The sequence below is a fragment of the uncultured Capnocytophaga sp. genome, assembly GCF_963525585.1.
Lineage (GTDB): Bacteria > Bacteroidota > Bacteroidia > Flavobacteriales > Flavobacteriaceae > Capnocytophaga.
In genome coordinates, this window is record NZ_CAURLX010000003.1 from 1 (window position 1) to 26,607 (window position 26,607).

Here is a 26,607-nt window from a genome sequence, read left to right on the forward strand (position 1 = left end):
GTTGGACATCCTCCTGTACTATATAATACAATTATTTGCTAAATGACTAACACAATAAAACAATATGAATGTAGATGATATTTTTAATCAAAAATTTGAGGTAGCTGATGTGGTTATGCCTAAGTTTTTATTAGCAGAAAATCCTATTTTGCCAAATATAGACCTCACATACATATACTCTCCTCATTATATGAGCCTAATAATGGTAATTGAAGAGAATAGTGAAATTGTAAGTCTTAATGATGAATATATGAAGATGCCCCAGCGGTTATATGTGTATGATGCACTTGAACAATTCAGATTGATTGTTGTGCAGAACAATGTAATTAGTACAGGTGGAATATATGCCCCTGTTATATCCGTAGAACAATTCATTGAAGAAGCGTGGCAATGGTACAAGAGCTATCTTGATTGGGGACTAACACAAATGCAAGGATTATGACCACACAAGAGAAAGTATTATATATCATTGAACTATTAGAGCTATCAGATAGGCAAGTATCAATTGCTATTGGTAAGGCGTTATCTACCACAACCCATAAGAGGTTACAATTAGGTTACAATAAATTCACAGACGAAGACCTGCAAAAGCTTAAGGTTTTCTACATTGAAAAACTCAAAGAAATTCAAAGTTTAACCTAATTTCTTTGCTATTTAAAAATATTGTTGTACCTTTGCCATACAAATAATGGCTTTAAAGTTTTTGGGGTATCCCACCAGAGAGCGGGAATGCGATACTATACGCATGTGATAGTTGTTAAGCCGAGCTTTCACCTTTAAAAACATTATTAGAAAGACTGTCTAAAAAGGCAGTCTTTTTTTATAGAAACCCTTTTATTAATTTTTTATATTTGTCTTTCTTTAGCTCTTTTTCGGTTATCTCAATGACCTTGTTATATTTATTAATTAAGGTTATATCTCCTAACTTTTTTTCATTTCTTTTCAGGTACTCAATAGATTGCACAAACAAATCAGTATTGCCATTCTCTAATTTTAAGACAATTGTACCCGCTTGCTCAAAGCCTTCATATAATTCTTTTTGTAGAGTGTTTATCTTTTTTGATTTTAGATACTTAAAATCAGCAATAACTAATTTATTTTTGAACTCTACAATAGCATCTGCACTGCTAATCTTATCATACTCAGGTAATAGAGCTACTGATTTTCCTTTCTCGTTAAGTGCTTTTGCTATTTCTAACGTGTTATTTAGGCTTTCTCCTTTACCTCTATGGAGGTCAAAGATAACAGTCTTAGCACCGTTTGTCTCGTGCTGAAAGACGAGTTTTGCCCTATTATCGTCTATGATTTCCTGTAGTAGTTTTTGCTTATCTGCGTTGTGTTTTATCTTCTTCAAACGCTCAACAATCACAGGTGAGAAAGGTTCAAAGGCTACATAAGTACTCCTACTAAAAGGCTGTATTGCTTGTATAACCTTTTGGGATATACCCTCACTTTGACTATCTACTCCCCACAGAAACATCGGCACACTACTTGCTGTTGTGATTTTATCCTCGTGGGAGGCTATCCAGTTTGTCAGTTTAGGGTTTAATGTAAGCTCTTTTCCCTTTAGGTCGGCATTGAAAATTGGGGTCATATAACAACGGCAATTAGGGTGATTGCCTACCCATACGAAACTTTTGGGATAGACCCCTTTCATCATGTCGCAGATCTCACAGCCATAGGGGTGTCGGCTCCGCTTGATTTCGTACCCTGCTATCATGTCCATAGACTGCCAGCGCTCTATATCAGCCTTGCGATAGGCTATATTGATTTCAGTACGTGCCAGACGCTCGGCATTCTTGTAAGCAGAGCGATACACCCCTTGCCCGCTATGGTATTCCTTGGCTTTCTTAGATAATTGTAATACCCCGTTTTTATCACGATAACGACGAAACAGATTATCAGGATTACGCAAATACTTCTTGAGGGTGGAGGCTAATTCATTGGCTGGTGTGCCCTCTGAAATAGCTATATCCAACGCCATTTCTATCTCTGTACGATACTGCTTGGATAAGTTCCATACACGAGTCGAGCGAATAGCCTCCGTGGGTAAATTCTTCTTTATACTGGCATGGGTATATGTAGCCGCTTTGCCTGACTTTAGCACCTCTCCAAAAACATCCTTGAACTTATTATGAGAGATATTGTAGTGCTTATCTACATAGAAATTCATCTTTTGAGAAAAGGTATTTTGGAAGCGCTCAAAAAGGCTGTTTATCTTTTTATTAAGCACGGGATATAGAGCAAAGGTAAATAAATCACTTCCCTTGTTCAACTCCTGCACGCCATAATACAGCACTGCCATTTTCAGCACCTCGTCCAATAACTGTAGTAGCTTGGATACATCTTTCTCGGTTTGGTTTTGATGATATTCGTTCCACTGTTCTAAGTCCATATTTTTTTCAGTGATTAAGGGTTCGTCATTTATCGTTAGTCACTAAACACATCTTTTCCTTTTTCTTTCTCTATTTGGGCAAGTTCTTCATCTACCCTGTCGGTAATACCTACCAATATTATTCCCTCTTTGCGTGACGCAACTCCTCCTTGTACGGCACTAACAGCATCGGCTATGCGTTCAGTAAGGTTGTCTATCATATAAGGGACAATCTCTATATTAACTTGTAGCCGTTTAGCCACTGGAGCATATTTAGGGATAAGACTGCCAATGGCTGATAGGAGGAAGTTAATACGACGCTGTAAAAACTCTTCTACGGTCTCGGCGTGGTTGCTTACTGCCATGTGTGTCCCCATAAACATAAACTTGAAAGCCTTCCCGCTCAAGGTATTTCCGAGACCCTGCAAGGCTTCAAAGGTGATTTGCGGGGTGTTAGTAAGGGCATAACAACGAGAGGTGAGGTTATCAAACTCTAACTTAGCCATGTCAGGAGACTGTTGCCAAGTGAGGTAGGATACTTGAGCATCGTTTTCAAGTTGGATTATCTCACTTGTCATTCCCTTATTGCGTACGCCTACAACTTCACCTGAAGAAACCATTTTCGGATAGAAATTGTAGTCAAGGCAATCAGCAAAGTTGGATAGCAGCACTTCCAAGCGATTACGGAGGGTGCGTATCTTATCACACAATGGGCGTTCTCGCTTCATATAGATAACAGGGATCTTGGAAAATCCGTGTGGGTACTGCTCTATTTGGGTGCCATTGCTATAGATAGTTACATTTTGGTTATCCACTACCATAAGACGAGTAGATTGTATGCCTTTGCTATCAGTTTTGTTGTACTCACGAGAGAAAGCAATCAAATCACCATACTCATCATAGTAAGGATAGAGTGTATCCCCACGGGAAGGCGACCAAATCATAGACTTAAGCCTATAGGTAGGGTTAGGATCGTCCTCTTTGGCAGGTTTTACATACCAATATTCGGCTACCTCACACTCTGCAAACCACGAACGAACCAATCGCTTGTTATCATAACGAATTTTGTTCTTTTTATGAATGCCATCAAGTAACTCCATAAGCTCTTGTTCTGTCGCTTCGGTAGCCTTTGCTGTGATCTTAGGAGGTGTGCCTACTGTGAATGCGGTATGTATATTGACGATGTCCTGCTCTAAGGCTAAAGCTATACGATTGACATCCTCCCACTTGAATTGAGCGGGAGACTTGATAGTACCATCTTTGTTTTCTTCTTGTTCTTTGACGAGCACCTTACGCTTGGGGCGTAATTCCTCATCAAAAACATCGTGCTGGGTATAATCCCAATCCTTGATAAGCGATTGTGTATCGGGGCGCTTGGCTGGGTATTTCTTGAGCTGTGTGATACGCTCGCTTTCAGGAAGGGCGTTTAGTTCTTGTAGTGTCATTGCTAATTAACGGTTAGTTGTTAGTCATTAGTCGTTGGTTATTGTCCCCAAAACCACCATATACCCCTTACTTTGAGGTAGTCGAGGTTGCTTTGGTTGTTGTAGGCTTCCCTTTCAAAGATGATATTGCGGTAAGCCTTATCCCAATTGCGATAGCGTAAATACTTGAAAAGAAAATCAAGGAAATACCAGATATAGAAAAAGAGTACCAGTAGTTCCTTTTGCTGTCGCAAGTGGATACGTTCGTGATTGATAAGCTCTTTATCGTACTTATCACTTTCATTGCGAACGAAGATGAAAGGACATAGGGTGATTGCCCTATATCCTTTTGGCACGAGAAATCTATTTTTTCGTATCATTGGCTTTTGGCTTTTCAGTGCTTTCTCCTTTGATGATTGCTGTGCAAGTGGTGTGAATATGCTTTATCAAATCAATATCCGATGGTTGGAAATTGTTGTTTTGCATATTGAAATCGTGCTCGGTTACTGTTCCAGACAAATAAGGATAGCTTCCTTGTGTTTCAATATTTTTCTGTACAGAGAACGCCACTGCTTGTGGATTTTGTTCTTTTTCGAATTCATAAGAGTACATTACATTTGTTCCTTGTACTTCTTCTTGTGCGATGATACGCGTTGTTTTCTGAATGATTTGCATTATTTTTAAAGTTTTGAGTTGTTAATTTCTATGTACTGTCATATAATAATGACTATTATAGTAGCGCAATTTTAATACATCTCCTTTACCCATATCCATATATCCAAAGTTATTACCTGCGTGCCAATTCCCATTGTTATCTAGTAACGCTCCTCCATTAACACCTTGTATTCTGACGCTCCTTCCTTCCACATGGATAGACATTATAATAGTAAGTTCAAAAGTTACATTACTCTTTCCTGTTATTTGATTTATTCTATTAAAATCAGGTAAATTTACAGTTGTAAATTCACTCACAACTCCTGTGAAAATATAGGTGTGAGAGTATTTTATATTATCAGTAATAACATTTAAAAAAGCATTTCCTATATATCCATCTTCATAAATAGCTCTTTTACCAATACTTAATATATTTCCGTCTATAAATTGAGCTAACGAGGTATCATTAGATACTACTAATTGAGGTCTCATTTTAATATAAGAGCCTATGCGATTAGAACTGCTCCCTGTGTAGTCAATTTTTTCAGCGGCATAAGTATTACTGAATACCATTGAATTAAAATTACCAAAAGAAGCAGATAGCTTACTTAGAGGTGAATCACTTTCAATCTCAATACCTATATTCCCAATTGTTATCTCTGAAGTCTTTCTACTTCCTGCATATATTCTACCTCTTTTGTGATTTTCTTCATCATTGATATAAAAATATCCAATATTCCCACTTGTGGCATTCACTTGTCCTGATATATGCGCATTTTTAGCGTACATTGTTCCATCTTCTTGTACTAAAAAAGCAGATTGTCGGCGTCTTTGTTCTGCTTGTTGTGGAGTTTCTACTGGTAGTTTTTTATCAGGTTCTCCTGCCCAAAAGCGTATGCTATCATTAGTCATTCCCATACCCGTAATACCAGCTTTTGTACCTTGTGTATTCCCTACTATAAGCGTACCTGTTGCTACCACGTTGCCGTCTATTTGAGTGTCGCTGAATATCTGCGTTTTGTTTTCGAGTTTCTGGATACGTGTGTTTGAGTTTTCAATGTTCCTTTTTTCAGCTTCAATTTGCGCTTTAGCGTTGTTGATAGCGGTTGTAAGGTCTGTTTGAATATCGGCTACTTTGTTTTCAATGTCTTCAGGAGCGGGAGACCAGTCGGTGGGTTTATTACCTTTTTCTAACTTTATCCATTCTATCGTACTTTCAGCAGAAACAGTACGATAATAAGTCCAAATAGAAAGTATCATTTTATCACCATTTCTATATCCTTTATAATTAAATGTATTCTGATAAATACCTTTCCCTCTGTCATATAAAGCACATTGTTCTACATTTCCCAATTGGTCATATAAAGCAAAAGCGATTTTACCAGTCCCTAATTGCCCTTTGATGGTAATAGTAAGTAATTCACCTACTTTTAACTCTTCTGTTAATCGGTATGTTGCTATATTATAATAGCTATTGGTTATTCTTTGCTTGCTGTTATATAATAAATTTCTTCCTCCAACATTCAAATCATTTACTTTTTGTTCAGCAAATGTTTTAGCCTCTTGGAGTTTCAATTGGAGTTGTTGTATTTGTCTTTGTTCTACCTCTGTGATTTTGCCATCGGCTGTAGCTATAGCTTGTGCTTTGGTGAGTTCTGCTTGTGCTCGTGCGTATGCCTCTGTAGCATTTTTAGCGGTTGATATTTGACTTTCTAAATCCTCAGGAGCAGGAGACCAATCTGTTGCGATGTTTCCTTTTTCTAACTTAAAATTAGAAAACACTACTTCCCCCATAATTCCATAAAACTCGTTTGCATACCCTTTTTGAGGATATAATGTGATTGCATTGACATCATCTCCTGTTATGTCTAATTCAAAAATATATCTTTTATTCCCTTGAGTTGGTAATGTTTTAGTAGGGTATGGTGAGTTGCGACCTATGATTGCTGGAATAATTCCAATAAATCCTACATCATTTATCAATTCAACATCTACAGAAGCTATATACTTTCCTCTTTCTAATGTTTTTGATAAAGAATATTCAACATAATGTCCTTTTATTCGCCTACTATCAGCAGAGTGCAATATAAAATTTCTTCCTCCAATCTGAATATTTTTAATGCTTGACTTTAGCCTACTCTCTAATGAAAGCAAATCAGGGTTTACAAGTTGCTTTATTTCTGTTTTGTTGCCGTCTGTTATTTTAAGATTTGCTTTGATTTCTATATGGTCATCAAAGAGGTGTATATACTGCTCTCCATTTCCTGATGTAATTTTGTCAGTTTTGATTTGTCCACCAGTGATTTCTGTAAAGCCATTGTGTTTTGCTATACCTCGCTCTCCTTCATATTCTGAATTGACGGTAGCGTATAGAAAATGATAGAAGCCTGCTTCTTGCTCTATATCTATTTTATTCTCTGATAGGATAAATTCACCTATTTCAGATGCTTTACTTGCCTTGATGTATAGGTAATAGGTTTTTGCCTTATCGTCTAATCTACCTGATACGAAAGCCGGAATATTCCAATACTTGTAACTATTAGCATCACGATTAGGGGTAATATCACTACTTCCTAATGTGAAATGCTTGACCCATCCACTGCCTGCATTGATTTGCTTGGTGTTTTTATCAAAGTACAAGGTATGAGGCACAGTAATGGGATTTGTCTTAGAGGATACAAAATCAAACTGAGTAGATTTGTTACCTATAAGCGCCATCATCGTCTGTACAGTAACAGGAACAATACTCTTGGTATATTCAGGAAACGCTTCCTCTACCTGCTTGATCGTCTCTAAAGCATTGCGCCAACTTCTTTTAGTCTCTGATATAGCTTTCTTGTTCATTTCTCCAAAATATACTTCTTGGTTTTGGAGTTTGCGCATTTCAGAAGAAAAAGAATGCCCTTGTACCTTGTTAGATAGCTCTATTTGCGGACTATAAGGGTTATTTACATACTCTTTTAGCCCTACGATACGAATAGCTACAGGGGTACGTTGAAATTCGGTGTCTGAAAAATTGATATATCCCCCCATTTTGAGGCGACCTCCTACATTAGCCCAGTTCTTTTTTGCCCATATTCCGTCCAAATCACCAGTGAAAGTGAATAGGTCTGCTCGGTTTTCATACAGATACTTGCACGCTTCCTTCATCATTTCCCAGCTGGCACCAGTTTTTGTGTTATCATCACAAATATAAGCGTTTGGCATTTGCATATTATATACTGAATATTCATCACCTATGGCAGGTTTGAATATGTCATTAGGCATTGTTGTGCCGTCTTCCTCTTTAGGTACGAGTTGAAACCTTTTTTGATTGTGGTCGTATTTCTGTACCTCAAACTCTCTACCTGAAAGCATACCGCTTTCAAAGTAGATAAGCATTTTTTCACCTTTGATTTGCATTGCATTGAAATCAAGGGCTTGAGGTATGGAGGTATCGGTAAAATCATAGAAGTGTTTGTCGTGATCCACTTCAAAGACTTCTGTAATTGTACCTTTTCGCTTAGGATATATATGAGACAAATCAAGGCTTTGCTCATTGATAAAGCCGTTATTTTGCGCATTCTTGATAGCTATAGATAGCCCTTTGTCATCTGAAAGGAATGTTATTCCCTCATATACATACTCTTGTGATTTAGGCAGTAATAATTCTTTGTTTCCATACTTAGAGCGGTCAATATTACGCTCTCCTCCTTGTACATAGAGGCGGGTAATACGGCTTTGTTCTGTGGTTCTACTTACACCCGTTTTAAATCCTTTTCCCTTGCCGTATTGTAGGGGTAGAGGATTATCCTTAAAATACTCTACCTTATGCAAATGAATAGTTTTGCCTCTGATTTCGTATTCAGTCTCAAAGGCTTTGGCTATCATTTCCAATGCTTCAAGGCAATTGTTATGGTTGTAAGAAACGAGTTTCTCAGAGGCTTCTATACAATTACCTACTTGCCAACCACTATCTATCATATTGAGGCAATCTACTAATATCTGAATATGATAGCGAGGAGAGGCTGTGAAAGGAAACTTAAGGGTTTTATCGTTTGGATTACGAAACTTGTAATTCTTTAGATTTACACCCTCGCTGTCCATTGTTAAGGTATATTCAAAGTGTCGTGTGTTATGCTTCACCACTTTAGCAGGTTGATTAAGGGTATAGCGTTCCCCTTGAAACTCACACCATGCCCCAGTAGGTATATCTGTGTAAGTAGATAAGGAAAAGTATAGGTTTAGGGTATGCTCCCCCATAATGGAGCGGTATCGGTAGCTCTCATCGGTAGGGAGGATGTCTATATAGGTGCTGTTAAAGTGTAGTTGCATAGTCTTTAGATAATTGTTAGTTGTAAATCAAACTTGACCCATATAAGAGGGTTGTCAATATAGAGTTCGGTAATTTTTCCGTCTTTATAGATACACTTATAAGATTTCCCTTGATAGCTTAGGGTGCGTTCGTCTGGTCTTACAAGGTCATAGAGTAAGGCAAAATATCCTTTGATAAAATCAGTTATCGGCAAATACATAAAGCATTTGAGCGTTGCGGTGCGTTCCTGAAAGTATATAGGCACATCGGTAGCTATAAGACCACTCATAGTACTATTTTGAGCCGTATAAGGTGTTTTGGTGTTACCTGCTGTGATAAGCTCTTGTTGTGTCCCCTCCAATAGGATTATACCATACTGGGTTAGGTTTTTGCCGTCAATATAGGTCTCTACATTATGAGCGGTTAACGTTGGTGCTTGATAGGTATATCCTTGTAAGGGAAAATCATCAGAAAGACGAATATCAGCTGTTACATAACCTCCACTGACTTGGGTTTTGCTAAGGCTAATCAGTCGTAATTGATAGGTTAGGTTGATAAAGTCAAAGGTATAATTAGCATAGGCACGAACTGAAAGGAACGTTACCAAATTGGGATATAGACTTTCAGGTAATAACAGCTGTAGGGTAATTTCCTTAGCTGATAACTGCGGGGCTGAAAGGTCATATTCCGAGCCACTTTCCTCTGCCCAGTCATTTTTGTTCAAAGACTTCAAGGCTGGATAGGATAGCAAGCTCGCTAATGAACCTTCTACAAGTTTAGCATTTAGGTTTTGTATGTCGGTATTATTGATTTTCATTAGTAAAATATACCAGTTAGGTCTTTAGGTTTGCGATTTTGTCCTAATATTTCTTCTAAGAATACGTACCTTGTGGCATCGATAGCGTGGTTAAAAGCGTCAATAGGTACATTGAGGAAAGCACCACTTTTATCCTGTGCATAGGTGTAATTCTTAAACTCTTTGATGATGTTCTCACTCCTTTGGGTGATACATATTTCATACTCTAACATCTTGGTAAGCCCTTCCATAACCGAGCCTTGTCCTTTGGTTACTGCGGTGATGTTATAGCCTGCATTCTTTATTTCCTTCACTAATCGAGGGTCAGCACTCTCGGATATAATCTTATAGGAACGGTGCTGTCGTAAGCCTTGGATAATATCGCTGGTGAGCATTTGCGTTTGATAGCATATTTCATCAATATATACCTTATCGTCTAAAAAAGCTACCTCCACGATAGCGGTAGGGTCGTGAGTAAAACCAAAGTCAAGACCTAAGTAACGTTTCTTTGCCCAAATAGGTATATCCTCCACAATGGTAACTTTTTCAAAGATAAGCCCCTCAATCATTGCCTGCTGTCCTAATCCATATACCTGCCACAAGGAGCGGTTTTTGTGCTGCAAACTCTCTATCTCGTCAATAATCGTTTGCTCTAAGAATGGGTTATCCTTATAAGTGGATATAAAGTGATAGGTACGAGGGTCTTTGTTCAGCTTGCAAAGCCAATGGTCATCAGAGAAGGAGGGGTTATAATCCACAATAGAGAATTGAGTGGTACGCATTTTCAGCTGTTGGAACTCGATAAACTTGAGTTCGTTAGCTTCATTTACATACAATACATCACGCTTGCGCCCTCGGAGCTTCTGCTCGCTATCTGTAGAAAAGAACTCCGCCCATGAACCATTGGGAAAGGTGTATATCATTTCAGACTTATTGATACTATCTTCATCGAATACGTTTAGCTTGTACAATATCTCCTTGAAATCGACAAATACAGAGAATTTGAGAGCAGGCAAGGTAGCTCGGACAATCGAAAGGCGTGTCTTAGGACGTGATAAACAATAGACAATAAGCCAAATCAGGATATTGTATGTCTTGGAACTACGGCTACTACCTTGTGCTGATACAGTAGTATATCCTTGCTTAATCGCATTATCTACTTTCGTATATATGTTAGTTGTCTGTATTATCATCGGTTCGTACTTGTTCTCGCTTGTCTATTACTTCAATAGTGATCCCTTGAGATAGTGGGCTGCCAGCGGTGGTTACATCTATATTTTCGCCAAATCCTTCTTTACGACCTAACGTACTCATCAGATAACGCACCATTTGACCATCTGGGCGCTCTTCCCATCCTACTATTTTTTTGTTTTCATCCAAGATAGGAATACCTCGAGCTAACACCCTTGATGTAGCAATACACTCGTCTAATATCCTTCCTCTTTGGTCGTCTATCACATCTTGAAAGCTCGGATCCTCCTTCGCCCATTGATATACTGTCGTACGGCTTACCTTGAAAGTTTTTGCTATTGTGGATATATTCCCGCCTGATTTCTCTGCTATTTCTGCAAATTTTTTTAAGCTTGGTTTATTTGTATTAGGTTTCATAATAGATTGTTCAAAGTGTTAAATTATTCTATCATATTAAGGACAATTTCACCCTTTGCAAAACGTTCATCGGGGTCTATCCCTATAATCTCACAGAATGCCGATTTGGCTTCGTAGGTGGAAAAGGAAAGGGTAATAAAAGCGTCTTCATTCTTTTGTTTCTCCATTGCTTTTTCTTTTACTTGCTGTTTCATCTGTTTAACCTGCTCCTTTTTCTCTTCGTACGTAGGTTCTTCCTCTTGTGAGGAGATAAGGTCTTCATACGTTTCTACTTGTGGAGTATAGTCGTTTATATCAACAATAAAATTAGAAAGCTCGTTAATATCATAGTCGCTTAGTCCTAAGTTGATATAATCTATATCGTTGATGTATTCAGCTACAAGGGAATAATCAGCACGAGTATTACCGAGTGCTTCGTAAGTAAGTTGTTCCTTTTCTGTTTTTTCGTCAAACTCTACAGCTTCTACTTTTACTTGATAATCAGTTTCATTAGTACCATCATATTTGTAGTATATATCCATCGCTTTAATACGGCGATGTCCATCTATAAGATTTTTTGTTACCTTATTCCACTTTATACCTCCGTTGAACCCTACCTTTTTGAGGTTAGCAAGTTGGTTTTTGATTTCCTTGTCAGTGTGTCTTTTAGGGTTGTAAGGATTTAGGTTGATTTGAGAACGGTTTATCGTGATAGTCTCAGATTGTTTTAGTTTTTTCATAGTCGTACTCATATAATTTGCGTTCTACTAATGGAAATTCATTGATTATTTTTTTAAGGTCGTTAGGGTAGTTTTCTCGCAGAAATAGCAAATAGTTAAGGTCATTTATATCTGTACCTGATGATTGGCTATTGCCATACTTTTCAGGAGTGATGAGTTTTTCCGCTTTGATGTATTCTATTATGTCATTATTTTTGTAAGTGGAAAGTGGATATACTTTTTTGTTCTTTTCATTGATAGCCTGCTCTTGATAAGTACGAAGCATTACACGCCTATTCATACTATCAGATTGCTTAAAGCCGAAAAAAGCCCACTCTATAGCTGTTTTTTCTCGTATATTATTAGTAAGCTCTGCAAGGTTATAAAGGCGTTGTTTTTCATTTTGTCTGTGTCCCAAGTGTCCTGTTTTTATGTAAGAGAATACCGCAAAGTGAGGTATTTGGATAATTCTTGCTTTTGGGTATTTCTTATTGATATAGTGCATATAACGAGCAATATGCTCAAGATCTTTCACCACGTACATAAATACACAGGTTATTTGGTCAAAGTGAGGGTATAACAAGTGTAACAAGGCAATACTATCCTTGCCACTCATAGAGTGAAATAGTATCACCTTGTTAGTTTTTTGAGCGATTTGCTCGATGGTTTGAATGGCACGAGTTAGCATTACAAGTTAAGAATTGATTGACCTTTCTTGATTTGCTTTTTCTTTTTCTGAGCTTTACCTAAAGCTCGTTCTTCTCGTTTTCTTGCACTGTCTTGCGCCCTTGCTCTACCTGCGTGATAATCAGCTTTGGTCTTATAGTATTCTTTTTTACCACCACTGACACGCACTGCGTAAAATTCACCCATAATTAAAAAGGTTTAGAGATTAAACAATAAATAAAGGTCTGAAAGTTATTACACTTACAGACCTTTATTAGGTTGAAATTACTAATTGTATTGTTTATGAGATAACCCCTTTATGAGATAACCCCTTTATGAGATACTACATCAGCAAGCCCTAAACCATAAAACATGGGTATTTCTTCTTCTGTTAGGTCTTTATATTGCTGCCACTCGTTATCAAGGTCGTGAAAATCATAATCTTCATTCAGTACCTCAATATCTTCTTTTGTCATTTGATAGACTGCTATATCTAATATCTCTACAATAAGTTCCCATGTTTTGTTGTAATTAGTAAAATAGATATAAGCAGTATCTTTAAGCGTGTCTTCAATGGTCATTGAACCGTTGGGGTTTTCGAGGTCTTTCTGATATTCTTTGTATAGTTTTTTATCAATGAATAAATCATTGTACTTTTCAGAAAAAGCTCGTATTTCTACTTTCTTTTTGCCATTGAGAATATCAAGGGCGTTTTCTTTTTTCATTATAAGGTGGTATGCCTCTACTTGTTTGCCGTTTATTTCTATTGTCATTTTTTTAATGTTTTAGATTAATGTTGTAAGTGTTTCACTATTTCAAAGACCCTGTATATACCCTTGGTATATAGGGCAAAGGTACGATATAGGTCGCAAAGGGCTGTTATCGCCGTTTGTTTTTTCTTTGTATTTTCTTTGTGTTTTTTTTGTTCTGATACCTTGCAAAGGTACGAAAAATAATTTTAACCACTCAAAAGCGAGGGTCTTTTTTATGCTACAAGGTTGAATTTTTTAAAGCTGCGATATTCTTGCTTTTCGGTGTCATAATACACCTGTACAGTGTCATTAGCTTTGCGATTAGTGGTGTGTTCTGTAGGTGGTATTATATCAGGGCAAATCGTACCCCAAGCCTCTCTGATGGTGCCGTCTACTTTTAGAAAGTAAAATCGCACGATTTGTTTTTTCATTTTACTTTTTAGTTTGAAATTTTGCCACGCTTTTTTGAGACACTCTGAAAAAGAGTAGCCTGTTTGTTTGAAGAATTGCCAAGCGAGGGCAAATATTGTTTTTTTTATCTGTATTTTTCATAATTTTATTTATTTAATAGTTTTTGCCATTGTTCATAAGTGTAGAGACCATATTTTTTTCGAGCCTCATTAATTGAAATATCGAATTTTAAAACTGCTTCTTCAAGAAACTTCTTGTAATCGTAACAAGTAGGTAATATATTTTTCATTTTGGTAGGTGTTTTTAATTGTTTAAATAAACATTTGCAACATTTTCATAATCGCATTTTCTTAGATATTCTAATTCTCTATGATAGTTTATATCTTCAAATAATGTTTCAATAAATAATGCTTTTTGAAAGTCATTATTTAAAATAGCTTTTTCGTGCTCTAAGATATATTTTATAAGTTCAGTGAATGTAAGACCATAATTGATAGCTTTAGCTATTTTTCTTACTCTTTTAAAGTTACTTTCAGAAAGTTCTATTTTTTGTATTTCTGATTGATAATTTTGAATTTGTTCTAATGTTAGCATTATATGATGTATTTATATTGTTATTAAATTTTTGAGCCTTTTTGCGCCTTGCTCAGGGCTTTGATGTTAGTTATTTAATGAATGAACATCGTAACGGGCACAAGTGTATTTTGCTTCAAGTTTTTCGAGTGCTTTTGGTGTTACGAAGTAGATACCTTCTGTATATTCTGACTTCTTTATACCACGCCCCTTGAGCTCTAACTTGGTGCGTACTTCATAATTGTTATAACACCATTCAAAAAATATTTGAGGTTCTTGTTTTTTTTCTACTGCTTTCATATTCGTGTTATTTAAAATGTTAGACTATTTTTAATTGTTTCTACTGCTTTTTTAAACTCTTTTTCAGTAGAAAGTTCATATCTTGCATAAAGAGTTTGAATCTCTTTTAATTGGCAATTCTTATTAACATAGAAGTAATCAACTTCACCTTGTTCATTATATATTATAAAAATATAGTTACAATAACCTCGTAACCCCTCTGAAATTACTTGTACATAAGCAATATATTCTGTGTAATAATTTTTGTCTACTCTTTTATAAATCTTACCTGCTTTAAGGTCTTTTAATTCTAATGTATTCATAATAGTTATTTTTTTGTTTTACATATATATTCTCTAACTTGATTTCTATTTTTAAAGGTTGGTATGCTTTTTTTGAAATCTTTAAAATCATTTTCACTTAGATTTTCAAGAAAATTTATAAGTTCTCTTCGACCAAGACCATTTTTTTCAAAAACAACTGATAAATATAGCATTTTATATTTGCTAAAACTTAGAAGTCTTTTAAAACCTAATGACTCTTCTATATTTGGGTTTGGTTTGAATATTTCTAAAAGGTCTTTAATTTCTTCAACCAATTCATCTGTTAATTCATAGGTTGTAATTGTTTTTTTCTTTTTGTCTACATTCGTAACATAAAAAGTATTCATAATAGTTATTTTTTTAATTGTTATACTTGTTTCATTTTGACAGTGCAAAATTACGTATTGTATTTTACAATACAAAATATTTAACATTATAAAATTAAATTATTTTTTATATTATTGTTTTTCAGATATTTATAAAATAAAAAAGAGTGTTTATTTGTTAAAAAATAACGAAACAATACTTTTTAATATGAATATTTTTTGTAATTCAATTTACAATACGTATATTTGCAAAAAATTAAATAATCAGGAATATGAAATCAAATGCTATTAGTTTTAGGTTTTCAGAAGAAACAATATACCTAATAAAAAAACTTGCAGAGCTTGAACAGAGGAGTATCACTAATACAATAGAGGTGCTTGTTCATAAGGAAGCTAAAAAACAAAAGATAAAATACACTCCTAAAGAGGACGATAAGCAAGACAAGAAAGAGGAATAAAAACACCACCCCTAAATCAGGAGTGGTGCCAATAAATAACACATCAAAAATAAGAATGAGGACAATCTATAATATTTTGTTCTCTACTTTTTGGCAGAGTTGTTGATATTCTGTAATGACTAGCATATTATTATGTTCCTTGCGGTAATATGCAACACTTGAATTGGATATATTTAAGAAATCAGCAATTTCCTTTTGTGTAGAAAAGGAATGTTTATATGCTAATCCGCAAAATAATTTCATATAAGCAGTATTGCTATTCAATGGTTCAAGAGAACAATCTTCAATGGCTGTTTTTATTTTTTTTAGCATAGTTATTTTTTTAATTATTAGTGTTATTTTTTCTGGTTAGTTCCTGTTTTACCACTTTTTCAAAGTCCTCAAAGCTATAGCATACGTAATATTTATGTCCTAATACTTCAGCTTTTTGTTGGAATTCCTTTTGATTAAGGGTTTGTTTGTTCCCTTTTACTTTCATTTCAATGTAAAGGCTCTTACCCTGAGGAAGTAGCACTACCAAGTCAGCTACTCCTGCAAGAACTCCCTCAGATTTTAGCCGTTGCGCTTCACGTACATTACGACTACCACCATTAGGAACGGCGTATATTACGAGGTTAGGATACTGGAGCCTAAACCATTTTACACAGGAGGTTTGTAGGGTGCTTTCTTCTTGTTTCATAGGGGTACATTACTTTTTATTGTCCATTTAATTTTTTTGCCCTTGTACTCTTTTTTACATAGTCTTATAATTCTTTTTAAAAAGACGAATCCAAAGGCTTCTTCTACTTGAACCACTATCTTACGAGTTACCATAGATAGGTTTTTAGGAGCAAATTCAAAATCCTTAAGGCGCTGTATGTTTTTTAAGGCTTCATCTTTGGTTATCATTCCTAAATCATAATTCATAATATGACCTATTACATACATAGCAAGTTGTCCGTAACATCTGAATAATGGAACTGAGTTGTTATACTCTACATCAGCAGAGAAAGCATATACATCTTGAGGGTCGATATTTAGTGTTTTTAGCGCCCCTTCGTATGATTTCATCTCCTCGGTTAGGCTAATACACTTATCTGCTTGCTCGTTCTTATCACAGATAAAATCTTTAGGGGAGGTTTTACCTCCGAATATATTATTTATCATATTGAATACATTCTCCGCTGTGTGATAGTCATTCTTTGACTTCATTAAGGATTGATGTAGACATCTCTGGCTGTATAAATGGGCGTACTTAATGAGAAGAAAGGCTTTCATTATGCGATACCTCCTTTTTAGCCGTCTGCTGTTCTTGTTCTTTATCTTAGGGGTTATTGTTTCCATTCCTAATTGTGGTTATTGTTAAATTATTACAAAGTGCAAAGGTACAAAAATATTTGAATTATTCCTACAAATTTTTTATATAATTATTTGAAAATAAGTAATATTTATAGTTGTTTTTGCGTATATAAAAACGATAATAAAATGAATTTCAAATATAACACATTATGTTAAATTATAATTTTAACCAAGCAAATGAAGGGTTATAAGGAACTTATTTTTGTATCCTTATAACCCTGAAATCATTACTTTTTATTCGTACATTATTAATAATTCTAATTCTAAGGCAATAGCCTGTTCAATTCGTGCACCTTTACTTTCTTCCCAATCACGTAACATATAAATAGCTTTACAATGCAGAAGGTCTGCTATACCCCTAACTATATGATTTTCCCAACTATCATTTTCAGATAGTCCGTTTTCAAAGGGGTTTACGGTGGTGTGTCCTTGTTCTTGTAGCTCTTTAGCTACATCGGCAAAGCGTTTACGGGTTTTTATTAGGTCTGTCCCGCTAATCTTACCTGATATATATACTTTCATATTCTTAACTTTTTAACAATGGTTTGTACTTGTTCCTTGAGTTGTGTACGTGTACCTATGTTATCTATCACAAAGTGAAAAACACTATCAGGTACATCATCAAGGTCTGTTTCAGATGGGTGAGTGTCTGTATTACCCATGTTGCTTTTTATGCGGATAAAGACAGGGTCAAGCTGTTTCATCTGCTCATATTCCACTTTGAAACGCATGTCTGTGATAATTACTCTTGGAAATTCATATTTCTCGAAAACTAATCGCCTAAACATTAGTTTAGCGAATATATCCTCCCTAAGGAGTTCCTTGTAAAAGTCAGCTGTCTTTTGGTACAACTCTCTTATTGTTAAGGTACTCGGCAAGCCGTTGACATCTATTAATCGGCTTTCTTTGAAAAGGTCTAATGTGTAAGATGTCTGTCCTGTTACTTGGGACACTATCTCTTTAACGGGCTGGGCAAAGGCTCTTAGTTCGTACTTGCATAGGGTGTAGTCATTGAATAGGTTTGCCACAGTATCCTTACCTACTCTTTTCTTTCCTGATAGGACGATGAGTTTTTTATTCATAGTTGTTCCCTTTTATAGGTTTGTATGAGTGTTTTTACAAGTTCTTCCCGAGCTTCTTCATAATTATCAAAACCTCCATTTACAATTGCTTTAGTTTTATTAATCTTTTTCTTTCTACAATCATTTATGACATAAAAATAATTCAATCCTATAGGAGAATTATATCTTCCATATTCCCATTCTTGATTAACATTTCCGTATATTTTTTTCTCTCTGAACCAGTCAAATACTTGCTCCCAAGTGGGAATTGAAACGTAAAAACCTTTCCTGTTGTAGTTGTATAACTCAACATCACCAATAGGAAGAATGTAATCTAAAAGTATATCTTCAGAGATGCTAAATTTAAATGTGGTATCAGCTGAGAAAAAATAAAACATAGTCTTTTTGTTAAACCCTATTTCTTTGAGTTCTATGGCTATCTCTATAGGGACAAGCCAATTGGGGTAGTTGTTATTTTTCATTCTTTAGTCTCTTTTTTGTCTATATTTTTTAAATATCTTAATACTTCTTCTTCTGTCATTGAATCAAAACATTCATCTGCTTCTTCCTCTTTTATATAACCAAAAGAAAAAGATTTTAATATCTCTCCATTAAAGGTAGATACTTTAATTTCGTAACAATCTCCCTCACAATAATCTTTTCGAATAAGAATTTGCTTATCCTCAAGGTCAAATATTTTGCAAAATGTGTATTTTTTATTTTTCATTTTCTTGTTATTAGTGTTATCTTTAAACAAATCATCAATATTCAAATTATCAATATCACCTAAGTTAATTTGCTCTTTGATTATGGCGCCTGTATTATTTATAACTTGCATCGTTTTATTTTTTTAATTAATCTTTAACAAATGTTCCGTTAATCATTTTCCCTGTTCTGTTTTTTATCTCGTTGTAGGCGATGTTTAGGCACTCCTCAAGGGTGGTGCTTTCTAAGAAAGCTATATCATCTAAATAACCAATCATAGTAATGATTTCATAAAAATACAAAAAGGGCGTTTCTCCTCCTATCCCTAACAATCTAAAATTAGCGTTCATTAGACGAGTTAAACTATTTTGAATGCTTAATGCTAACACCACTTTGCTATCTGCTCGCTTTCTTTCAAAATTCAAAACATCATTGATTTGCTCTAATACATCTATTTTTTTCTTATAGCAGTAGTTAATCAGGGTAACCAGTACATCACCTATCGCATCTTGTACAGCGGGTTTGTCGTTGTCATAACACGCCTTGATGAGTTCTCCTACTTCCTCGTGTGTCTTAAGGAGTTGGTCAAATGAGGTGCTTTTATCAAAAATTCCCCTTTCTTTTGCCCACTCTTGGATAAGTGGGACGAGTTCTTGGATTGTTTTATTCATTTTTATAAAGGTTTTTAAGATTAAAAACTACATACACAGCCATCAGCTGTTTCAAATGGAAAGGATAGCTGTATGGGTTCTTGGGCTAACCTTACCAAATCGTCTATACTCCTATGATCCCTAAACATAGTACTCTGATAGGTGCTTTCCATTGCCTTGAACCAATCGATAAAGTGGGTACCATATCTGATGTTATCTATAAGGTTAGGAGTACTCTTTTTCCAACACAACTCGCAATTGCCAAACTTATTATGTATTCCGAGTTTGAAAGGTTGGCTATCCCAAAATTTGTTGAGTTCCTGCTGTCCAATAGGCGCTTCAAAGTCTGTCAGAAGCGGGAATATACGCTTAGTTTCAACATTTATTTCAGCCCAGCTAATACGCTTGGGCATATCCTCCCTGCGGTAACCAATAGCTAATTGATAGCTATCCTTTCCTTTTCCGAAGATGTCATTAGCAAACTTCTTAGTAGGGTTACTTTTTAGATAGTCAGAGCAATAAGGAGCACCCATATTAGGCAGACCGTTATAATGACCTTTGTTATAGTGAGCTATCATATTAGCAAAGGTTTGAGCCTGCATATCCATAGTCTCAAAATCTACCACTTTGTAGCTTACTCCTACGCCTTTCTCTGTGGAATATACTCCCTCTATGATTGTAAGAGGTATTTCCCAGTACTTCACTATGTTCTTCAGAAAGTCAATGGTTTCTGGTCTCTCCATTCCTGTATTGCAGAAAACATAGACTTTGTTATAGTCTGTATATTTAGGGTGGGTCTGTATATGTCGAGCCATACGAGCCGAGCTACGCCCTCCTGATACGGTTACAAGTAGGTTTTTCATTCTCTATAAATTTTAATCGTTTAGCAATCATTGTTACTATATCCACGGTTACAGCATTACCTATGAGCTTGTATCGTTGTGTCTTTGCTATGGGTTTTATAATGCCATTGTAATCGCCATATTGTGTCCAGTTGTCTGGAAATCCTTGCAATCGCTCGCATTCTATTTCTGTGAGGCGACGCACACCATTAAGTAAATTATTCTCTTGAAAGGCGTTGCTCGATATAGTAGGGCAGATTTTGAAGTCAGCTCCCTTATTATTACCTCTCGGGAGTTGGCGTATTACGGGCATACCGCTTCCATCTTGGCGAGCACGAGCAGGAATGGTAGGGGCAATATTTTTTTTAACTTCACGAAATCCCCTGCCGTCGTTGTGTGTTCGGTAAGTACCTACTTGTATATAAGTATCATCTGCATTCATATTGCCGTTGGCTTTGAGAGTGGTACTAATTTGGGCTTGTAATTGACTTGTCGTTTTTTCTGAATAAAGGAAATCATCTTCTTGGATAGGAAATACTCCTGACTCACTTCTTCCTGCGAGAAGTCCAATAAGGTATATCCGCTCTCTATTTTGGGGTAGTAGCCAGCTTGTGTTAAGCAATTGCCATTCAAGTCTATAACACCCAATGTTGGCAAGCGCTTGGATAATCGCCCAAAAGTCTGCACGAGCATTTGAGCTGAAAGCGCCTTTAACGTTCTCCCAGATAAAAATACTTGGTCGGACGTGAGCAATGAGGGCAATTGCTTTTTTGATAAGGCTACTTTTGGCTCCTTTAAGCCCCTCTCTTTTTCCAGCAAGTGAGAAATCTTGGCAAGGCGATCCGAAAGTGATAATGTCAATGTCTGTAAAGTCTCCTCCGTGAAGAGTGGTAATGTCTCCGATGTGTTTTGCATTGGGAAAATTGTATTTATAGTTTGCAATTGCGTGTTTGTCTATCTCACTAAAATAGTGTTCTGTAAATTGGTATCCTGCTCGCTGAAATCCGAGCGAAAATCCACCAATCCCACTGAATAGGTCAATGATTTTCATTTGATTTAATTTCTATTAGTAACTTGTCATTTTCAAAGATATATTCCAAGGCTATTTCTTTTTTCAGGGATATATCATCTTCATCTCTATCAAAGGACTGTTTCAGACGGCTAACAAGGCTTTTGTTATCTCGCTCCTGTATCTTACGTTTCTTATAGCGCTTGGTTAGTAACTCCTTTTCTTCATCTGTAAAATCCGCTATCATACCGCGTCTTTTAAGTCCGTCATACAAATATCCACAGAATAAAGGCATCCTTCCATTTTGCTTAAAATCATTGTAAAAATGTTGTATATTGGCTATAAATTTAGCTTCCTTTTCTTCCTCTGATAGCTCCTCCTCTTTTGGGGATGGTAAGCTATTAGATAGGTGGTGGGTCTGTCGGGTATTCCTTAACCATTCCTTGTACTTTTCCAATATCTCACAGATATAAGGGGCATTGATTAGCTGATAATGCTCTGTACGCATATCAAATTCTCTGTATCTTTCCATTTGAAGAGCTTTATATATCTCTTCTATAGAAAGTGTAAAAAAACGGCTTTGAATTAATTTTATTATATCTTCCTTCTGTACAGGGTCTATCAATCCCTTAAAGCCTATCAACGTTGCGTGTTGCACGATGATTGCGCCGAGTGCCATTCGTACCCCCTGAGGTTCGAGCACTCGCATCTGCGGAAAATCAGGTACCTGCTCTGCAAATGCAACTCCTGAGACGTTACCAGCCTGATAGATTTGCTCTAAGGTCTTCTGCGGTCTGCCGTCCAAAAACATAAGGGGTTGATGTGTTTGTATTGCTATTTCCTGTGTTTGTAATTCTGTTTCCATTCTCGTCGATTGTTATCGTTTGGTTTGTTTGTGTGTTGTTTTTCCTCTTAGCCTCCCACGTGCGTACGGCTGCCTTCCAGTCTTTCATTGGCTCTCTACCTACCTTCCACCCCTTCGATGTGTAGAAGTCGCAAAATTCAGTCCCTGAAATATCGTTACCTCGCTCGTTGCAATAATCCTGCACCTCTTCAGGAGTAGGAGGCACAAATCTCTTTTTTGTCTTTTTTGACTCCTCGCTATCAGGAGGGGGGGCGGGCGCAACTTGGGGGGAGGTTTCTTTTTGGTCGCTTAAAGGCTGATTGTTTTTTTCCTCCTCGTAAAAATCCACACTCGCGCTTTTTTGTTTCTTTTTTTGTAAAAAAGAAATATTTACTTTACTTTCTTTTCCTTTACTTTGCGGTGTTTCTGCAACAGAAACTCGTGTTTTTGTTGTAGAAACATCGGTTTCTGTAACAGAAACTAACAAAAAGGGTAAGCTATCGCTAAGGCTATTACGTTTCATAGCCTCAAAATATCGTCTTTGTATGCCTCTACTTGTAAGTACATTATCCGAGTTAAACAGCCCTTCATCAAAAAAGTTCCACCTAACTAAGCGTTGTACTATTTCTGTAAGTAGTTCTTTGGAGATTGATGGTAATGTTTTTAGCATTTTCATCTGTAACATTTCCGACCACTCAATGAAATATCCGTTACGGTATATCGCAGCGAGCAGTTTTATTGCTACAATCTCTCCTTTTATCCCAAATTCACCAGAGATAGCTTCTATCTTTTCATCATTAAAGAAATCCACATCAAAAGGAAAATAGTCAAGTCCTATTTTTCTTGGTCTTGCCATTTTGATTGGTTTTAATGAACATAATTGTTTTTTTAAACTTTGCCCTAAGCCCTCTCCTTGAGCATACACGTCAAGTACAAGCGAGGGCAGAGGTCAAAGAATGAATGAGTATTTAAAATAATTTAGGTTGCATTTTATCAGCAATCATACGCTTGAGATTGCGCTGCATTTGATTGTAATAGGACTCCTTAAGCTCTATCCCTATGTAGTTACGATTAAGTCTTAGACTTTCGTACCCTTCACTTCCTATCCCTCCAAAAGGGCTGAGTACTGTATCTCCTTCATTACTCCATAGGTGCAAGCAACGCCTGATCGTCTCAAGCTGTAAAGGACAAATATGCTTCTCGTCCTTCTCATCACGTGCGCTGGTGTATTGCAAGGTATCAGAATAGTTGATGTCATACCAAACTGGCTCGGCATACTTTTGCCACAAATTCACGGGGAGGTAATTTTCCTTTTTCTCATTTGTTTCTTGGTGGGTTATTGGCACTAAGTTATCACCTTCATTGCGAAATACTAAGATATAATCGGGTATTCCCGTGCGAGACATACTGCTGTCTTTTAAGATTGTTTTATGAAGTAATCCTATTGATTTGGTTCTTGTTACTTCTACTACAGGGCTTTTCCAAATCGTTATTCTATCGTGGTAAATAAATCTTTCCTTCTCAAAAGCCTGAATGAGCATTCCTGAAAAGTCCTTAAGACCGATATACCCATCTTTGCATTTCATTGCAGGTAAGTCCATACAATGCACTGCTACCAATCGTCCGCTTTTAATTACCCTTGCTAATTCTTTCACGAGAAACTGAAAATGTACAAAGAACTCCTCATAATCTTTGCAATTACCCATGTCTCGTATATCATCTGAATAAACATACAATTCAGCAAAGGGAGGGCTAAATATTGAAAAGTCTATGCTGTTATCAGGAAGTTTAGCAACCTCCTCTACGCAATCGCCGTGTATAGCTGTGAATTTTGGTTGTTCCATAGTGTTTGGTTATTAATCATTAATTGTTGCATTTGTTTGAATTGTTTCTCTTTCTCTTTGATGATACTAATAACATTCTGCATAGTATCAGTGGTTACAATGTTAACGGTTACGTCTCCTTTCTTTCCGAATCGGTGTGATCGTCTTACTGCTTGGTAAAATCCTTCAAAAGAAAAGTCAGGACTCATAAAGGTTTGATTTAAGCAGTGCTGAAAGTTCAATCCGTATTGGGCTATCTTTGGCTTAGTAACTAATACCCTGAACTTACCATCTACAAAGTCTAACAACTTTTGTGCTTTCTCTTCAGGTTTATCACTCCCTGACACTTCCACAGCCCCACGAATACCCGCAGTAACTTCTTTCCCCTCGTCATTATGTTTCACCCATACAATGTGTGGTTCCTCATTCGCATTAGCTATCTCTATTGCCTTTGCTATTCGTTGCTCTTTGGTTCGTCTTAACTCCTTATTGAAATCAGTAGCAGACACTGCTAAACTTGGGAATAACATTCCATTGCTAAAGTCATTTTCAGTAATGATTTGGTGATCCTTATAGATCACCTCTGATAAGTTATATCCTTTCATAGGAAATCCTATATCTGCGGGATTGGTAAGCATTATTGCCCAATCTGAGACAAACTGATAAAATTTTTCTATTGCGTGCCTCTTTAATCTCCATTTGCTCGTGTGATCTTGATCGTTGATAAAGTAGGTAGCAAGCATTCCTAATCTACTTTGATAGCCCAAAAATTCAGAGTGATTAGCCAACTCCATAGGATCATTAGGGGAGGGAGTGGCTGTAAAAGCAAACTTATAAGGGGTGTTATGGAAATATTCAAAGATCTGCTTTTTGATTTCCCCTTCAAAGTTTTTCATTATCGAACTTTCATCGACGATCAGCCCCGCATACTCCTGCGGATTGATGTTGTGCAAATTCTCAAAGTTGGTGATCGTTACCTTATCAAGGTCAAACCCAAACTTTTCTGCTTCTCTTTTGGTCTGTGCTACCACCACCAAAGGAGCAATAATTAACACGGGCTTATTGGTGTGTCTTACAATTTGGCTTGCTGTCTCAAGCTCCATTACTGTCTTTCCAAGTCCACAATCAGCAAATACAGCGTGCTTGCCCTTGCTGAGGTTTCGTTCTACAATGAACTGCTGAAAAGGAAACAGCTTGTCATTCATCGGCAAAGATGCAAAGCCTTTATGCTCTTTTGACTTCTGCTTCTGTTTTAAAAATTCTTGATACTCGTTCATTTTGATTTGAAATTAGAGATTTGAATTAGATTGCCGCGCGCTCAATCTCTTCTCAAATCGGGTTGTTTTTAGCCCCCGCTCACGGCTCGAACGTGAGTGCTTGCCTATCGGGGTAACCATGTCTTAAGCATAAGACGGATAACTTTCCAATGTTAGTTAGTCGTTATCGGCTGTTTGTTCTCTTTTGCCTTTGCTTCTGTCTATATAGACATGGCAAAATAGATGGTCAATCACGGCTTCTACTTTCATTATCTTTGCCGATAACAGTGTCATTGTATAAGGTTCAGGGTTTTCCTTATCCTGCATATACTTATCAAAGAACGCAATACATAAGGGTTTCGTTTCCTCGGCATTGATAGCCTTCACTAAGAATTTATTACGAGTTGTGTAACGTTCATATTTCATCTCCATCTCAGCAATATAACAATTGACCTTTTCATCTTCTCCATTATCCTTGGTTAAGGTTACTATGTACAAATATTCTTGTTCCTTGAGGGATAACACTTCAAAATATCCTTGGTAGTGCTGTTCTATGTAGTCCGAGAGTATCTGCATAGCTACCTCTACACTATTAGCATATAGGAAGAAGGTTTGTTTCTTTCCCATTACTTTTGCCACAGCTACCCAAGTAGCGGCGCTTCCATTCACTAAGGTTGCTTGTCTTTGTATGGTGCTGACTTTTACCTCAGTAATATCCTCACTCTGTAGGAAAAAATTAATCTCCTCTAAGCTGTGATGGTCTAAGAATGTACCACGTTCAAAGATTATCTCTTTACGTTCTATATTAACCAGCTCTCCAGTGCTTTCATCTACGAAGTTTTCATTCCATTTTCGGTAGAGTGTCTCAGCTAAGTACTTATCCTTCATCTCAGATAGGTTGGAGGTAGTGATAATTTCCTCCTCAAAACGATTAACGGTTTCTTTCATTGCTTAAATCTTTATAAATCTTGCTTATTTACTTTTTTTGCGTTGGTTTTTAGACAGTTAGGATTGATTTTTTGCCTTACTTAACAAGGGGTGAAAATTGCTTAATACCCCGTTTTTGTTATCCTCAAATTCTCTTTCTCATAACTTAGAAGACTTCTAAGGGCTTCTATCTGATGAGTACAAGTGCGATTAATACGCTCCAACCAATCTACAAGATACTGCTCCTCTTGAGCGATAGCCTTAACTAAGGCATTTTGAGCTGTTGCCGATAGATATTGTTCCTTTGCTATGGTAATGATAGTCTTTGTAATTTCAGCGGTTGTACGTTGGTTGTATAAGTACTTTGCCTTTGCCAACATTTCACCACTACGAGCCATATATACAGACAAATCTTTAATACGTTCAACCATTTCCTCTGGGTTATCTGAGCAAGTAATCTCCAAGTAATCTTGAATATCTTTTGCTTCTTTTTTAAGTTCTTCCATTTTTGTCTTT

36 protein-coding genes are annotated in these 26,607 nt (G+C 36.4%); 3 read left to right on the forward strand and 33 right to left on the reverse strand.

The features are described from left to right. Positions 1-64 precede the first annotated feature (64 nt). Both RYK20_RS01375 and RYK20_RS01380 read left to right on the forward strand, forming a co-directional pair. Positions 65-442, forward strand: a complete 378-nt coding sequence (locus RYK20_RS01375; protein WP_314894134.1) for a hypothetical protein — start codon at positions 65-67, stop codon at positions 440-442. Continuing rightward, positions 439-642, forward strand: a complete 204-nt coding sequence (locus RYK20_RS01380; RefSeq protein ID WP_314894135.1) for a hypothetical protein — start codon at positions 439-441, stop codon at positions 640-642. The genes RYK20_RS01375 and RYK20_RS01380 overlap by 4 nt, the downstream gene beginning before the upstream one ends. A 178-nt stretch (positions 643-820) precedes the next feature. On the opposite strand, the gene RYK20_RS01385 is transcribed toward RYK20_RS01380, so the two are convergent. The 17 genes from RYK20_RS01385 to RYK20_RS01465 all read right to left on the reverse strand — a co-directional run bounded on the left by RYK20_RS01385 (position 821) and on the right by RYK20_RS01465 (position 15,199). Next, a complete protein-coding gene (locus tag RYK20_RS01385) occupies positions 821-2,395 on the reverse strand; it encodes a hypothetical protein (protein ID WP_314894136.1) in 1,575 nt (524 codons plus the stop codon). A 35-nt stretch (positions 2,396-2,430) separates the two neighbouring features. Next, positions 2,431-3,819: a phage portal protein gene (locus RYK20_RS01390; RefSeq protein WP_314894137.1), complete on the reverse strand. Its 1,389-nt coding sequence runs from the start codon at positions 3,817-3,819 to the stop codon at positions 2,431-2,433. Positions 3,820-3,857: 38 nt separating this feature from the next. Beyond that, positions 3,858-4,178 carry a hypothetical protein gene (locus RYK20_RS01395; RefSeq protein ID WP_314894138.1) on the reverse strand — a complete coding sequence of 107 codons (321 nt, stop codon included), beginning with the start codon at positions 4,176-4,178 and terminating at the stop codon, positions 3,858-3,860. Beyond that, entirely contained in the window at positions 4,162-4,473 is a 312-nt protein-coding gene (locus tag RYK20_RS01400) for a hypothetical protein (protein WP_314894139.1), read from the reverse strand. Before RYK20_RS01400 ends, RYK20_RS01395 begins: the two co-directional genes overlap by 17 nt. A 21-nt stretch (positions 4,474-4,494) precedes the next feature. Then, positions 4,495-8,766, reverse strand: a complete 4,272-nt coding sequence (locus RYK20_RS01405) for a hypothetical protein (protein ID WP_314894140.1) — start codon at positions 8,764-8,766, stop codon at positions 4,495-4,497. A 5-nt stretch (positions 8,767-8,771) separates the two neighbouring features. Then, positions 8,772-9,563, reverse strand: a complete 792-nt coding sequence (locus tag RYK20_RS01410; protein WP_314894141.1) for a hypothetical protein — start codon at positions 9,561-9,563, stop codon at positions 8,772-8,774. After that, the gene (locus RYK20_RS01415) at positions 9,563-10,735 is read right to left on the reverse strand and encodes a PBSX family phage terminase large subunit (RefSeq protein WP_314894142.1); all 1,173 of its coding nucleotides are present in this window, start codon (positions 10,733-10,735) and stop codon (positions 9,563-9,565) included. The genes RYK20_RS01410 and RYK20_RS01415 overlap by 1 nt, the downstream gene beginning before the upstream one ends. Next, complete coding sequence (locus RYK20_RS01420) at positions 10,716-11,150, reverse strand: hypothetical protein (protein ID WP_314894143.1); 435 nt, start codon at positions 11,148-11,150, stop codon at positions 10,716-10,718. The genes RYK20_RS01415 and RYK20_RS01420 overlap by 20 nt, the downstream gene beginning before the upstream one ends. A gap of 23 nt (positions 11,151-11,173) precedes the next feature. After that, positions 11,174-11,869 (reverse strand): hypothetical protein, encoded by a 696-nt coding sequence (locus RYK20_RS01425; RefSeq protein WP_314894144.1) that lies wholly within the window; start codon positions 11,867-11,869, stop codon positions 11,174-11,176. Continuing rightward, on the reverse strand, positions 11,847-12,482 hold the full coding sequence (locus tag RYK20_RS01430) for a phosphoadenosine phosphosulfate reductase family protein (RefSeq protein ID WP_314894145.1): 636 nt from the start codon (positions 12,480-12,482) through the stop codon (positions 11,847-11,849). The genes RYK20_RS01425 and RYK20_RS01430 overlap by 23 nt, the downstream gene beginning before the upstream one ends. Before the next feature lie 53 nt (positions 12,483-12,535). Continuing rightward, positions 12,536-12,721, reverse strand: coding sequence for a hypothetical protein (locus RYK20_RS01435; RefSeq protein ID WP_314894146.1), 186 nt, complete (start codon positions 12,719-12,721; stop codon positions 12,536-12,538). A gap of 110 nt (positions 12,722-12,831) precedes the next feature. After that, positions 12,832-13,287, reverse strand: coding sequence for a hypothetical protein (locus tag RYK20_RS01440; RefSeq protein WP_314894147.1), 456 nt, complete (start codon positions 13,285-13,287; stop codon positions 12,832-12,834). Between the two features lie 212 nt (positions 13,288-13,499). Next, complete coding sequence (locus RYK20_RS01445; protein WP_314894216.1) at positions 13,500-13,811, reverse strand: SH3 beta-barrel fold-containing protein; 312 nt, start codon at positions 13,809-13,811, stop codon at positions 13,500-13,502. Positions 13,812-13,980: 169 nt separating this feature from the next. Then, positions 13,981-14,271, reverse strand: a complete 291-nt coding sequence (locus RYK20_RS01450; RefSeq protein WP_314894148.1) for a hypothetical protein — start codon at positions 14,269-14,271, stop codon at positions 13,981-13,983. Between the two features lie 66 nt (positions 14,272-14,337). Continuing rightward, positions 14,338-14,550, reverse strand: coding sequence for a hypothetical protein (locus RYK20_RS01455; RefSeq protein ID WP_314894149.1), 213 nt, complete (start codon positions 14,548-14,550; stop codon positions 14,338-14,340). An 11-nt stretch (positions 14,551-14,561) separates the two neighbouring features. Continuing rightward, a complete protein-coding gene (locus RYK20_RS01460; protein WP_314894150.1) occupies positions 14,562-14,852 on the reverse strand; it encodes a hypothetical protein in 291 nt (96 codons plus the stop codon). A gap of 5 nt (positions 14,853-14,857) precedes the next feature. Further along, the gene (locus tag RYK20_RS01465; protein ID WP_314894151.1) at positions 14,858-15,199 is read right to left on the reverse strand and encodes a hypothetical protein; all 342 of its coding nucleotides are present in this window, start codon (positions 15,197-15,199) and stop codon (positions 14,858-14,860) included. 251 nt (positions 15,200-15,450) lie between these two features. Between RYK20_RS01465 and RYK20_RS01470 the strand changes: the two genes are divergently transcribed. Further along, a complete protein-coding gene (locus RYK20_RS01470; RefSeq protein WP_314894152.1) occupies positions 15,451-15,636 on the forward strand; it encodes a hypothetical protein in 186 nt (61 codons plus the stop codon). A gap of 66 nt (positions 15,637-15,702) precedes the next feature. Here RYK20_RS01470 and RYK20_RS01475 read toward each other — a convergent pair whose 3' ends face one another. From RYK20_RS01475 to RYK20_RS01550, 16 genes are all read right to left on the reverse strand, one after another. Beyond that, the gene (locus RYK20_RS01475) at positions 15,703-15,948 is read right to left on the reverse strand and encodes a hypothetical protein (protein ID WP_314894153.1); all 246 of its coding nucleotides are present in this window, start codon (positions 15,946-15,948) and stop codon (positions 15,703-15,705) included. A gap of 10 nt (positions 15,949-15,958) precedes the next feature. Then, complete coding sequence (locus RYK20_RS01480; protein ID WP_314894154.1) at positions 15,959-16,315, reverse strand: VRR-NUC domain-containing protein; 357 nt, start codon at positions 16,313-16,315, stop codon at positions 15,959-15,961. Next, entirely contained in the window at positions 16,312-16,959 is a 648-nt protein-coding gene (locus RYK20_RS01485) for a hypothetical protein (RefSeq protein ID WP_314894155.1), read from the reverse strand. Before RYK20_RS01485 ends, RYK20_RS01480 begins: the two co-directional genes overlap by 4 nt. A 249-nt stretch (positions 16,960-17,208) precedes the next feature. Then, the gene (locus tag RYK20_RS01490; RefSeq protein WP_314894156.1) at positions 17,209-17,496 is read right to left on the reverse strand and encodes a DUF4406 domain-containing protein; all 288 of its coding nucleotides are present in this window, start codon (positions 17,494-17,496) and stop codon (positions 17,209-17,211) included. Continuing rightward, the gene (locus RYK20_RS01495) at positions 17,493-18,056 is read right to left on the reverse strand and encodes a hypothetical protein (RefSeq protein WP_314894157.1); all 564 of its coding nucleotides are present in this window, start codon (positions 18,054-18,056) and stop codon (positions 17,493-17,495) included. Before RYK20_RS01495 ends, RYK20_RS01490 begins: the two co-directional genes overlap by 4 nt. Continuing rightward, positions 18,053-18,517 carry a hypothetical protein gene (locus RYK20_RS01500; protein WP_314894158.1) on the reverse strand — a complete coding sequence of 155 codons (465 nt, stop codon included), beginning with the start codon at positions 18,515-18,517 and terminating at the stop codon, positions 18,053-18,055. Before RYK20_RS01500 ends, RYK20_RS01495 begins: the two co-directional genes overlap by 4 nt. Continuing rightward, complete coding sequence (locus tag RYK20_RS01505) at positions 18,514-18,873, reverse strand: hypothetical protein (RefSeq protein WP_314894159.1); 360 nt, start codon at positions 18,871-18,873, stop codon at positions 18,514-18,516. Before RYK20_RS01505 ends, RYK20_RS01500 begins: the two co-directional genes overlap by 4 nt. A 16-nt stretch (positions 18,874-18,889) precedes the next feature. Then, a complete protein-coding gene (locus RYK20_RS01510) occupies positions 18,890-19,411 on the reverse strand; it encodes a MazG-like family protein (protein WP_314894160.1) in 522 nt (173 codons plus the stop codon). Between the two features lie 20 nt (positions 19,412-19,431). Next, the gene (locus tag RYK20_RS01515) at positions 19,432-20,253 is read right to left on the reverse strand and encodes a phosphoadenosine phosphosulfate reductase (protein WP_314894161.1); all 822 of its coding nucleotides are present in this window, start codon (positions 20,251-20,253) and stop codon (positions 19,432-19,434) included. After that, a complete protein-coding gene (locus RYK20_RS01520; RefSeq protein WP_314894162.1) occupies positions 20,216-21,283 on the reverse strand; it encodes a DNA cytosine methyltransferase in 1,068 nt (355 codons plus the stop codon). The genes RYK20_RS01515 and RYK20_RS01520 overlap by 38 nt, the downstream gene beginning before the upstream one ends. Beyond that, positions 21,270-22,106 (reverse strand): hypothetical protein, encoded by an 837-nt coding sequence (locus tag RYK20_RS01525; protein WP_314894163.1) that lies wholly within the window; start codon positions 22,104-22,106, stop codon positions 21,270-21,272. Before RYK20_RS01525 ends, RYK20_RS01520 begins: the two co-directional genes overlap by 14 nt. Continuing rightward, on the reverse strand, positions 21,997-22,941 hold the full coding sequence (locus RYK20_RS01530; protein ID WP_314894164.1) for a DUF4373 domain-containing protein: 945 nt from the start codon (positions 22,939-22,941) through the stop codon (positions 21,997-21,999). Before RYK20_RS01530 ends, RYK20_RS01525 begins: the two co-directional genes overlap by 110 nt. A 112-nt stretch (positions 22,942-23,053) precedes the next feature. Then, positions 23,054-23,929, reverse strand: a complete 876-nt coding sequence (locus RYK20_RS01535; protein ID WP_314894165.1) for a site-specific DNA-methyltransferase — start codon at positions 23,927-23,929, stop codon at positions 23,054-23,056. Beyond that, a complete protein-coding gene (locus RYK20_RS01540) occupies positions 23,887-25,185 on the reverse strand; it encodes a hypothetical protein (protein ID WP_314894166.1) in 1,299 nt (432 codons plus the stop codon). The genes RYK20_RS01535 and RYK20_RS01540 overlap by 43 nt, the downstream gene beginning before the upstream one ends. Before the next feature lie 156 nt (positions 25,186-25,341). Continuing rightward, entirely contained in the window at positions 25,342-26,112 is a 771-nt protein-coding gene (locus tag RYK20_RS01545; RefSeq protein WP_314894167.1) for a hypothetical protein, read from the reverse strand. A gap of 101 nt (positions 26,113-26,213) precedes the next feature. Continuing rightward, positions 26,214-26,597 carry a hypothetical protein gene (locus tag RYK20_RS01550; RefSeq protein WP_314894168.1) on the reverse strand — a complete coding sequence of 128 codons (384 nt, stop codon included), beginning with the start codon at positions 26,595-26,597 and terminating at the stop codon, positions 26,214-26,216. Positions 26,598-26,607: the final 10 nt, after the last annotated feature.

Bases quoted from the DNA above. Each gene is read 5' to 3' on its own strand.
- RYK20_RS01410 (WP_314894141.1), bottom strand. From the start codon at position 9,563: ATGAAAATCAATAATACCGACATACAAAACCTAAATGCTAAACTTGTA.
- RYK20_RS01380 (WP_314894135.1), top strand. From the start codon at position 439: ATGACCACACAAGAGAAAGTATTATATATCATTGAACTATTAGAGCTA.
- RYK20_RS01475 (WP_314894153.1), bottom strand. From the start codon at position 15,948: ATGCTAAAAAAAATAAAAACAGCCATTGAAGATTGTTCTCTTGAACCA.
- RYK20_RS01515 (WP_314894161.1), bottom strand. From the start codon at position 20,253: ATGAAAAACCTACTTGTAACCGTATCAGGAGGGCGTAGCTCGGCTCGT.
- RYK20_RS01500 (WP_314894158.1), bottom strand. From the start codon at position 18,517: ATGAAAAATAACAACTACCCCAATTGGCTTGTCCCTATAGAGATAGCC.
- RYK20_RS01415 (WP_314894142.1), bottom strand. From the start codon at position 10,735: ATGATAATACAGACAACTAACATATATACGAAAGTAGATAATGCGATT.
- RYK20_RS01510 (WP_314894160.1), bottom strand. From the start codon at position 19,411: ATGAATAAAACAATCCAAGAACTCGTCCCACTTATCCAAGAGTGGGCA.
- RYK20_RS01495 (WP_314894157.1), bottom strand. From the start codon at position 18,056: ATGAATAAAAAACTCATCGTCCTATCAGGAAAGAAAAGAGTAGGTAAG.
- RYK20_RS01420 (WP_314894143.1), bottom strand. From the start codon at position 11,150: ATGAAACCTAATACAAATAAACCAAGCTTAAAAAAATTTGCAGAAATA.
- RYK20_RS01525 (WP_314894163.1), bottom strand. From the start codon at position 22,106: ATGGAAACAGAATTACAAACACAGGAAATAGCAATACAAACACATCAA.
- RYK20_RS01435 (WP_314894146.1), bottom strand. From the start codon at position 12,721: ATGGGTGAATTTTACGCAGTGCGTGTCAGTGGTGGTAAAAAAGAATAC.
- RYK20_RS01400 (WP_314894139.1), bottom strand. From the start codon at position 4,473: ATGCAAATCATTCAGAAAACAACGCGTATCATCGCACAAGAAGAAGTA.
- RYK20_RS01490 (WP_314894156.1), bottom strand. From the start codon at position 17,496: ATGAAAGTATATATATCAGGTAAGATTAGCGGGACAGACCTAATAAAA.
- RYK20_RS01550 (WP_314894168.1), bottom strand. From the start codon at position 26,597: ATGGAAGAACTTAAAAAAGAAGCAAAAGATATTCAAGATTACTTGGAG.
- RYK20_RS01425 (WP_314894144.1), bottom strand. From the start codon at position 11,869: ATGAAAAAACTAAAACAATCTGAGACTATCACGATAAACCGTTCTCAA.
- RYK20_RS01470 (WP_314894152.1), top strand. From the start codon at position 15,451: ATGAAATCAAATGCTATTAGTTTTAGGTTTTCAGAAGAAACAATATAC.
- RYK20_RS01520 (WP_314894162.1), bottom strand. From the start codon at position 21,283: ATGAAAATCATTGACCTATTCAGTGGGATTGGTGGATTTTCGCTCGGA.
- RYK20_RS01535 (WP_314894165.1), bottom strand. From the start codon at position 23,929: ATGGAACAACCAAAATTCACAGCTATACACGGCGATTGCGTAGAGGAG.
- RYK20_RS01460 (WP_314894150.1), bottom strand. From the start codon at position 14,852: ATGAATACATTAGAATTAAAAGACCTTAAAGCAGGTAAGATTTATAAA.
- RYK20_RS01505 (WP_314894159.1), bottom strand. From the start codon at position 18,873: ATGCAAGTTATAAATAATACAGGCGCCATAATCAAAGAGCAAATTAAC.
- RYK20_RS01375 (WP_314894134.1), top strand. From the start codon at position 65: ATGAATGTAGATGATATTTTTAATCAAAAATTTGAGGTAGCTGATGTG.
- RYK20_RS01450 (WP_314894148.1), bottom strand. From the start codon at position 14,271: ATGCTAACATTAGAACAAATTCAAAATTATCAATCAGAAATACAAAAA.
- RYK20_RS01440 (WP_314894147.1), bottom strand. From the start codon at position 13,287: ATGACAATAGAAATAAACGGCAAACAAGTAGAGGCATACCACCTTATA.
- RYK20_RS01465 (WP_314894151.1), bottom strand. From the start codon at position 15,199: ATGAATACTTTTTATGTTACGAATGTAGACAAAAAGAAAAAAACAATT.
- RYK20_RS01455 (WP_314894149.1), bottom strand. From the start codon at position 14,550: ATGAAAGCAGTAGAAAAAAAACAAGAACCTCAAATATTTTTTGAATGG.
- RYK20_RS01405 (WP_314894140.1), bottom strand. From the start codon at position 8,766: ATGCAACTACACTTTAACAGCACCTATATAGACATCCTCCCTACCGAT.
- RYK20_RS01485 (WP_314894155.1), bottom strand. From the start codon at position 16,959: ATGGAAACAATAACCCCTAAGATAAAGAACAAGAACAGCAGACGGCTA.
- RYK20_RS01545 (WP_314894167.1), bottom strand. From the start codon at position 26,112: ATGAAAGAAACCGTTAATCGTTTTGAGGAGGAAATTATCACTACCTCC.
- RYK20_RS01385 (WP_314894136.1), bottom strand. From the start codon at position 2,395: ATGGACTTAGAACAGTGGAACGAATATCATCAAAACCAAACCGAGAAA.
- RYK20_RS01390 (WP_314894137.1), bottom strand. From the start codon at position 3,819: ATGACACTACAAGAACTAAACGCCCTTCCTGAAAGCGAGCGTATCACA.
- RYK20_RS01480 (WP_314894154.1), bottom strand. From the start codon at position 16,315: ATGAAACAAGAAGAAAGCACCCTACAAACCTCCTGTGTAAAATGGTTT.
- RYK20_RS01530 (WP_314894164.1), bottom strand. From the start codon at position 22,941: ATGGCAAGACCAAGAAAAATAGGACTTGACTATTTTCCTTTTGATGTG.
- RYK20_RS01395 (WP_314894138.1), bottom strand. From the start codon at position 4,178: ATGATACGAAAAAATAGATTTCTCGTGCCAAAAGGATATAGGGCAATC.
- RYK20_RS01540 (WP_314894166.1), bottom strand. From the start codon at position 25,185: ATGAACGAGTATCAAGAATTTTTAAAACAGAAGCAGAAGTCAAAAGAG.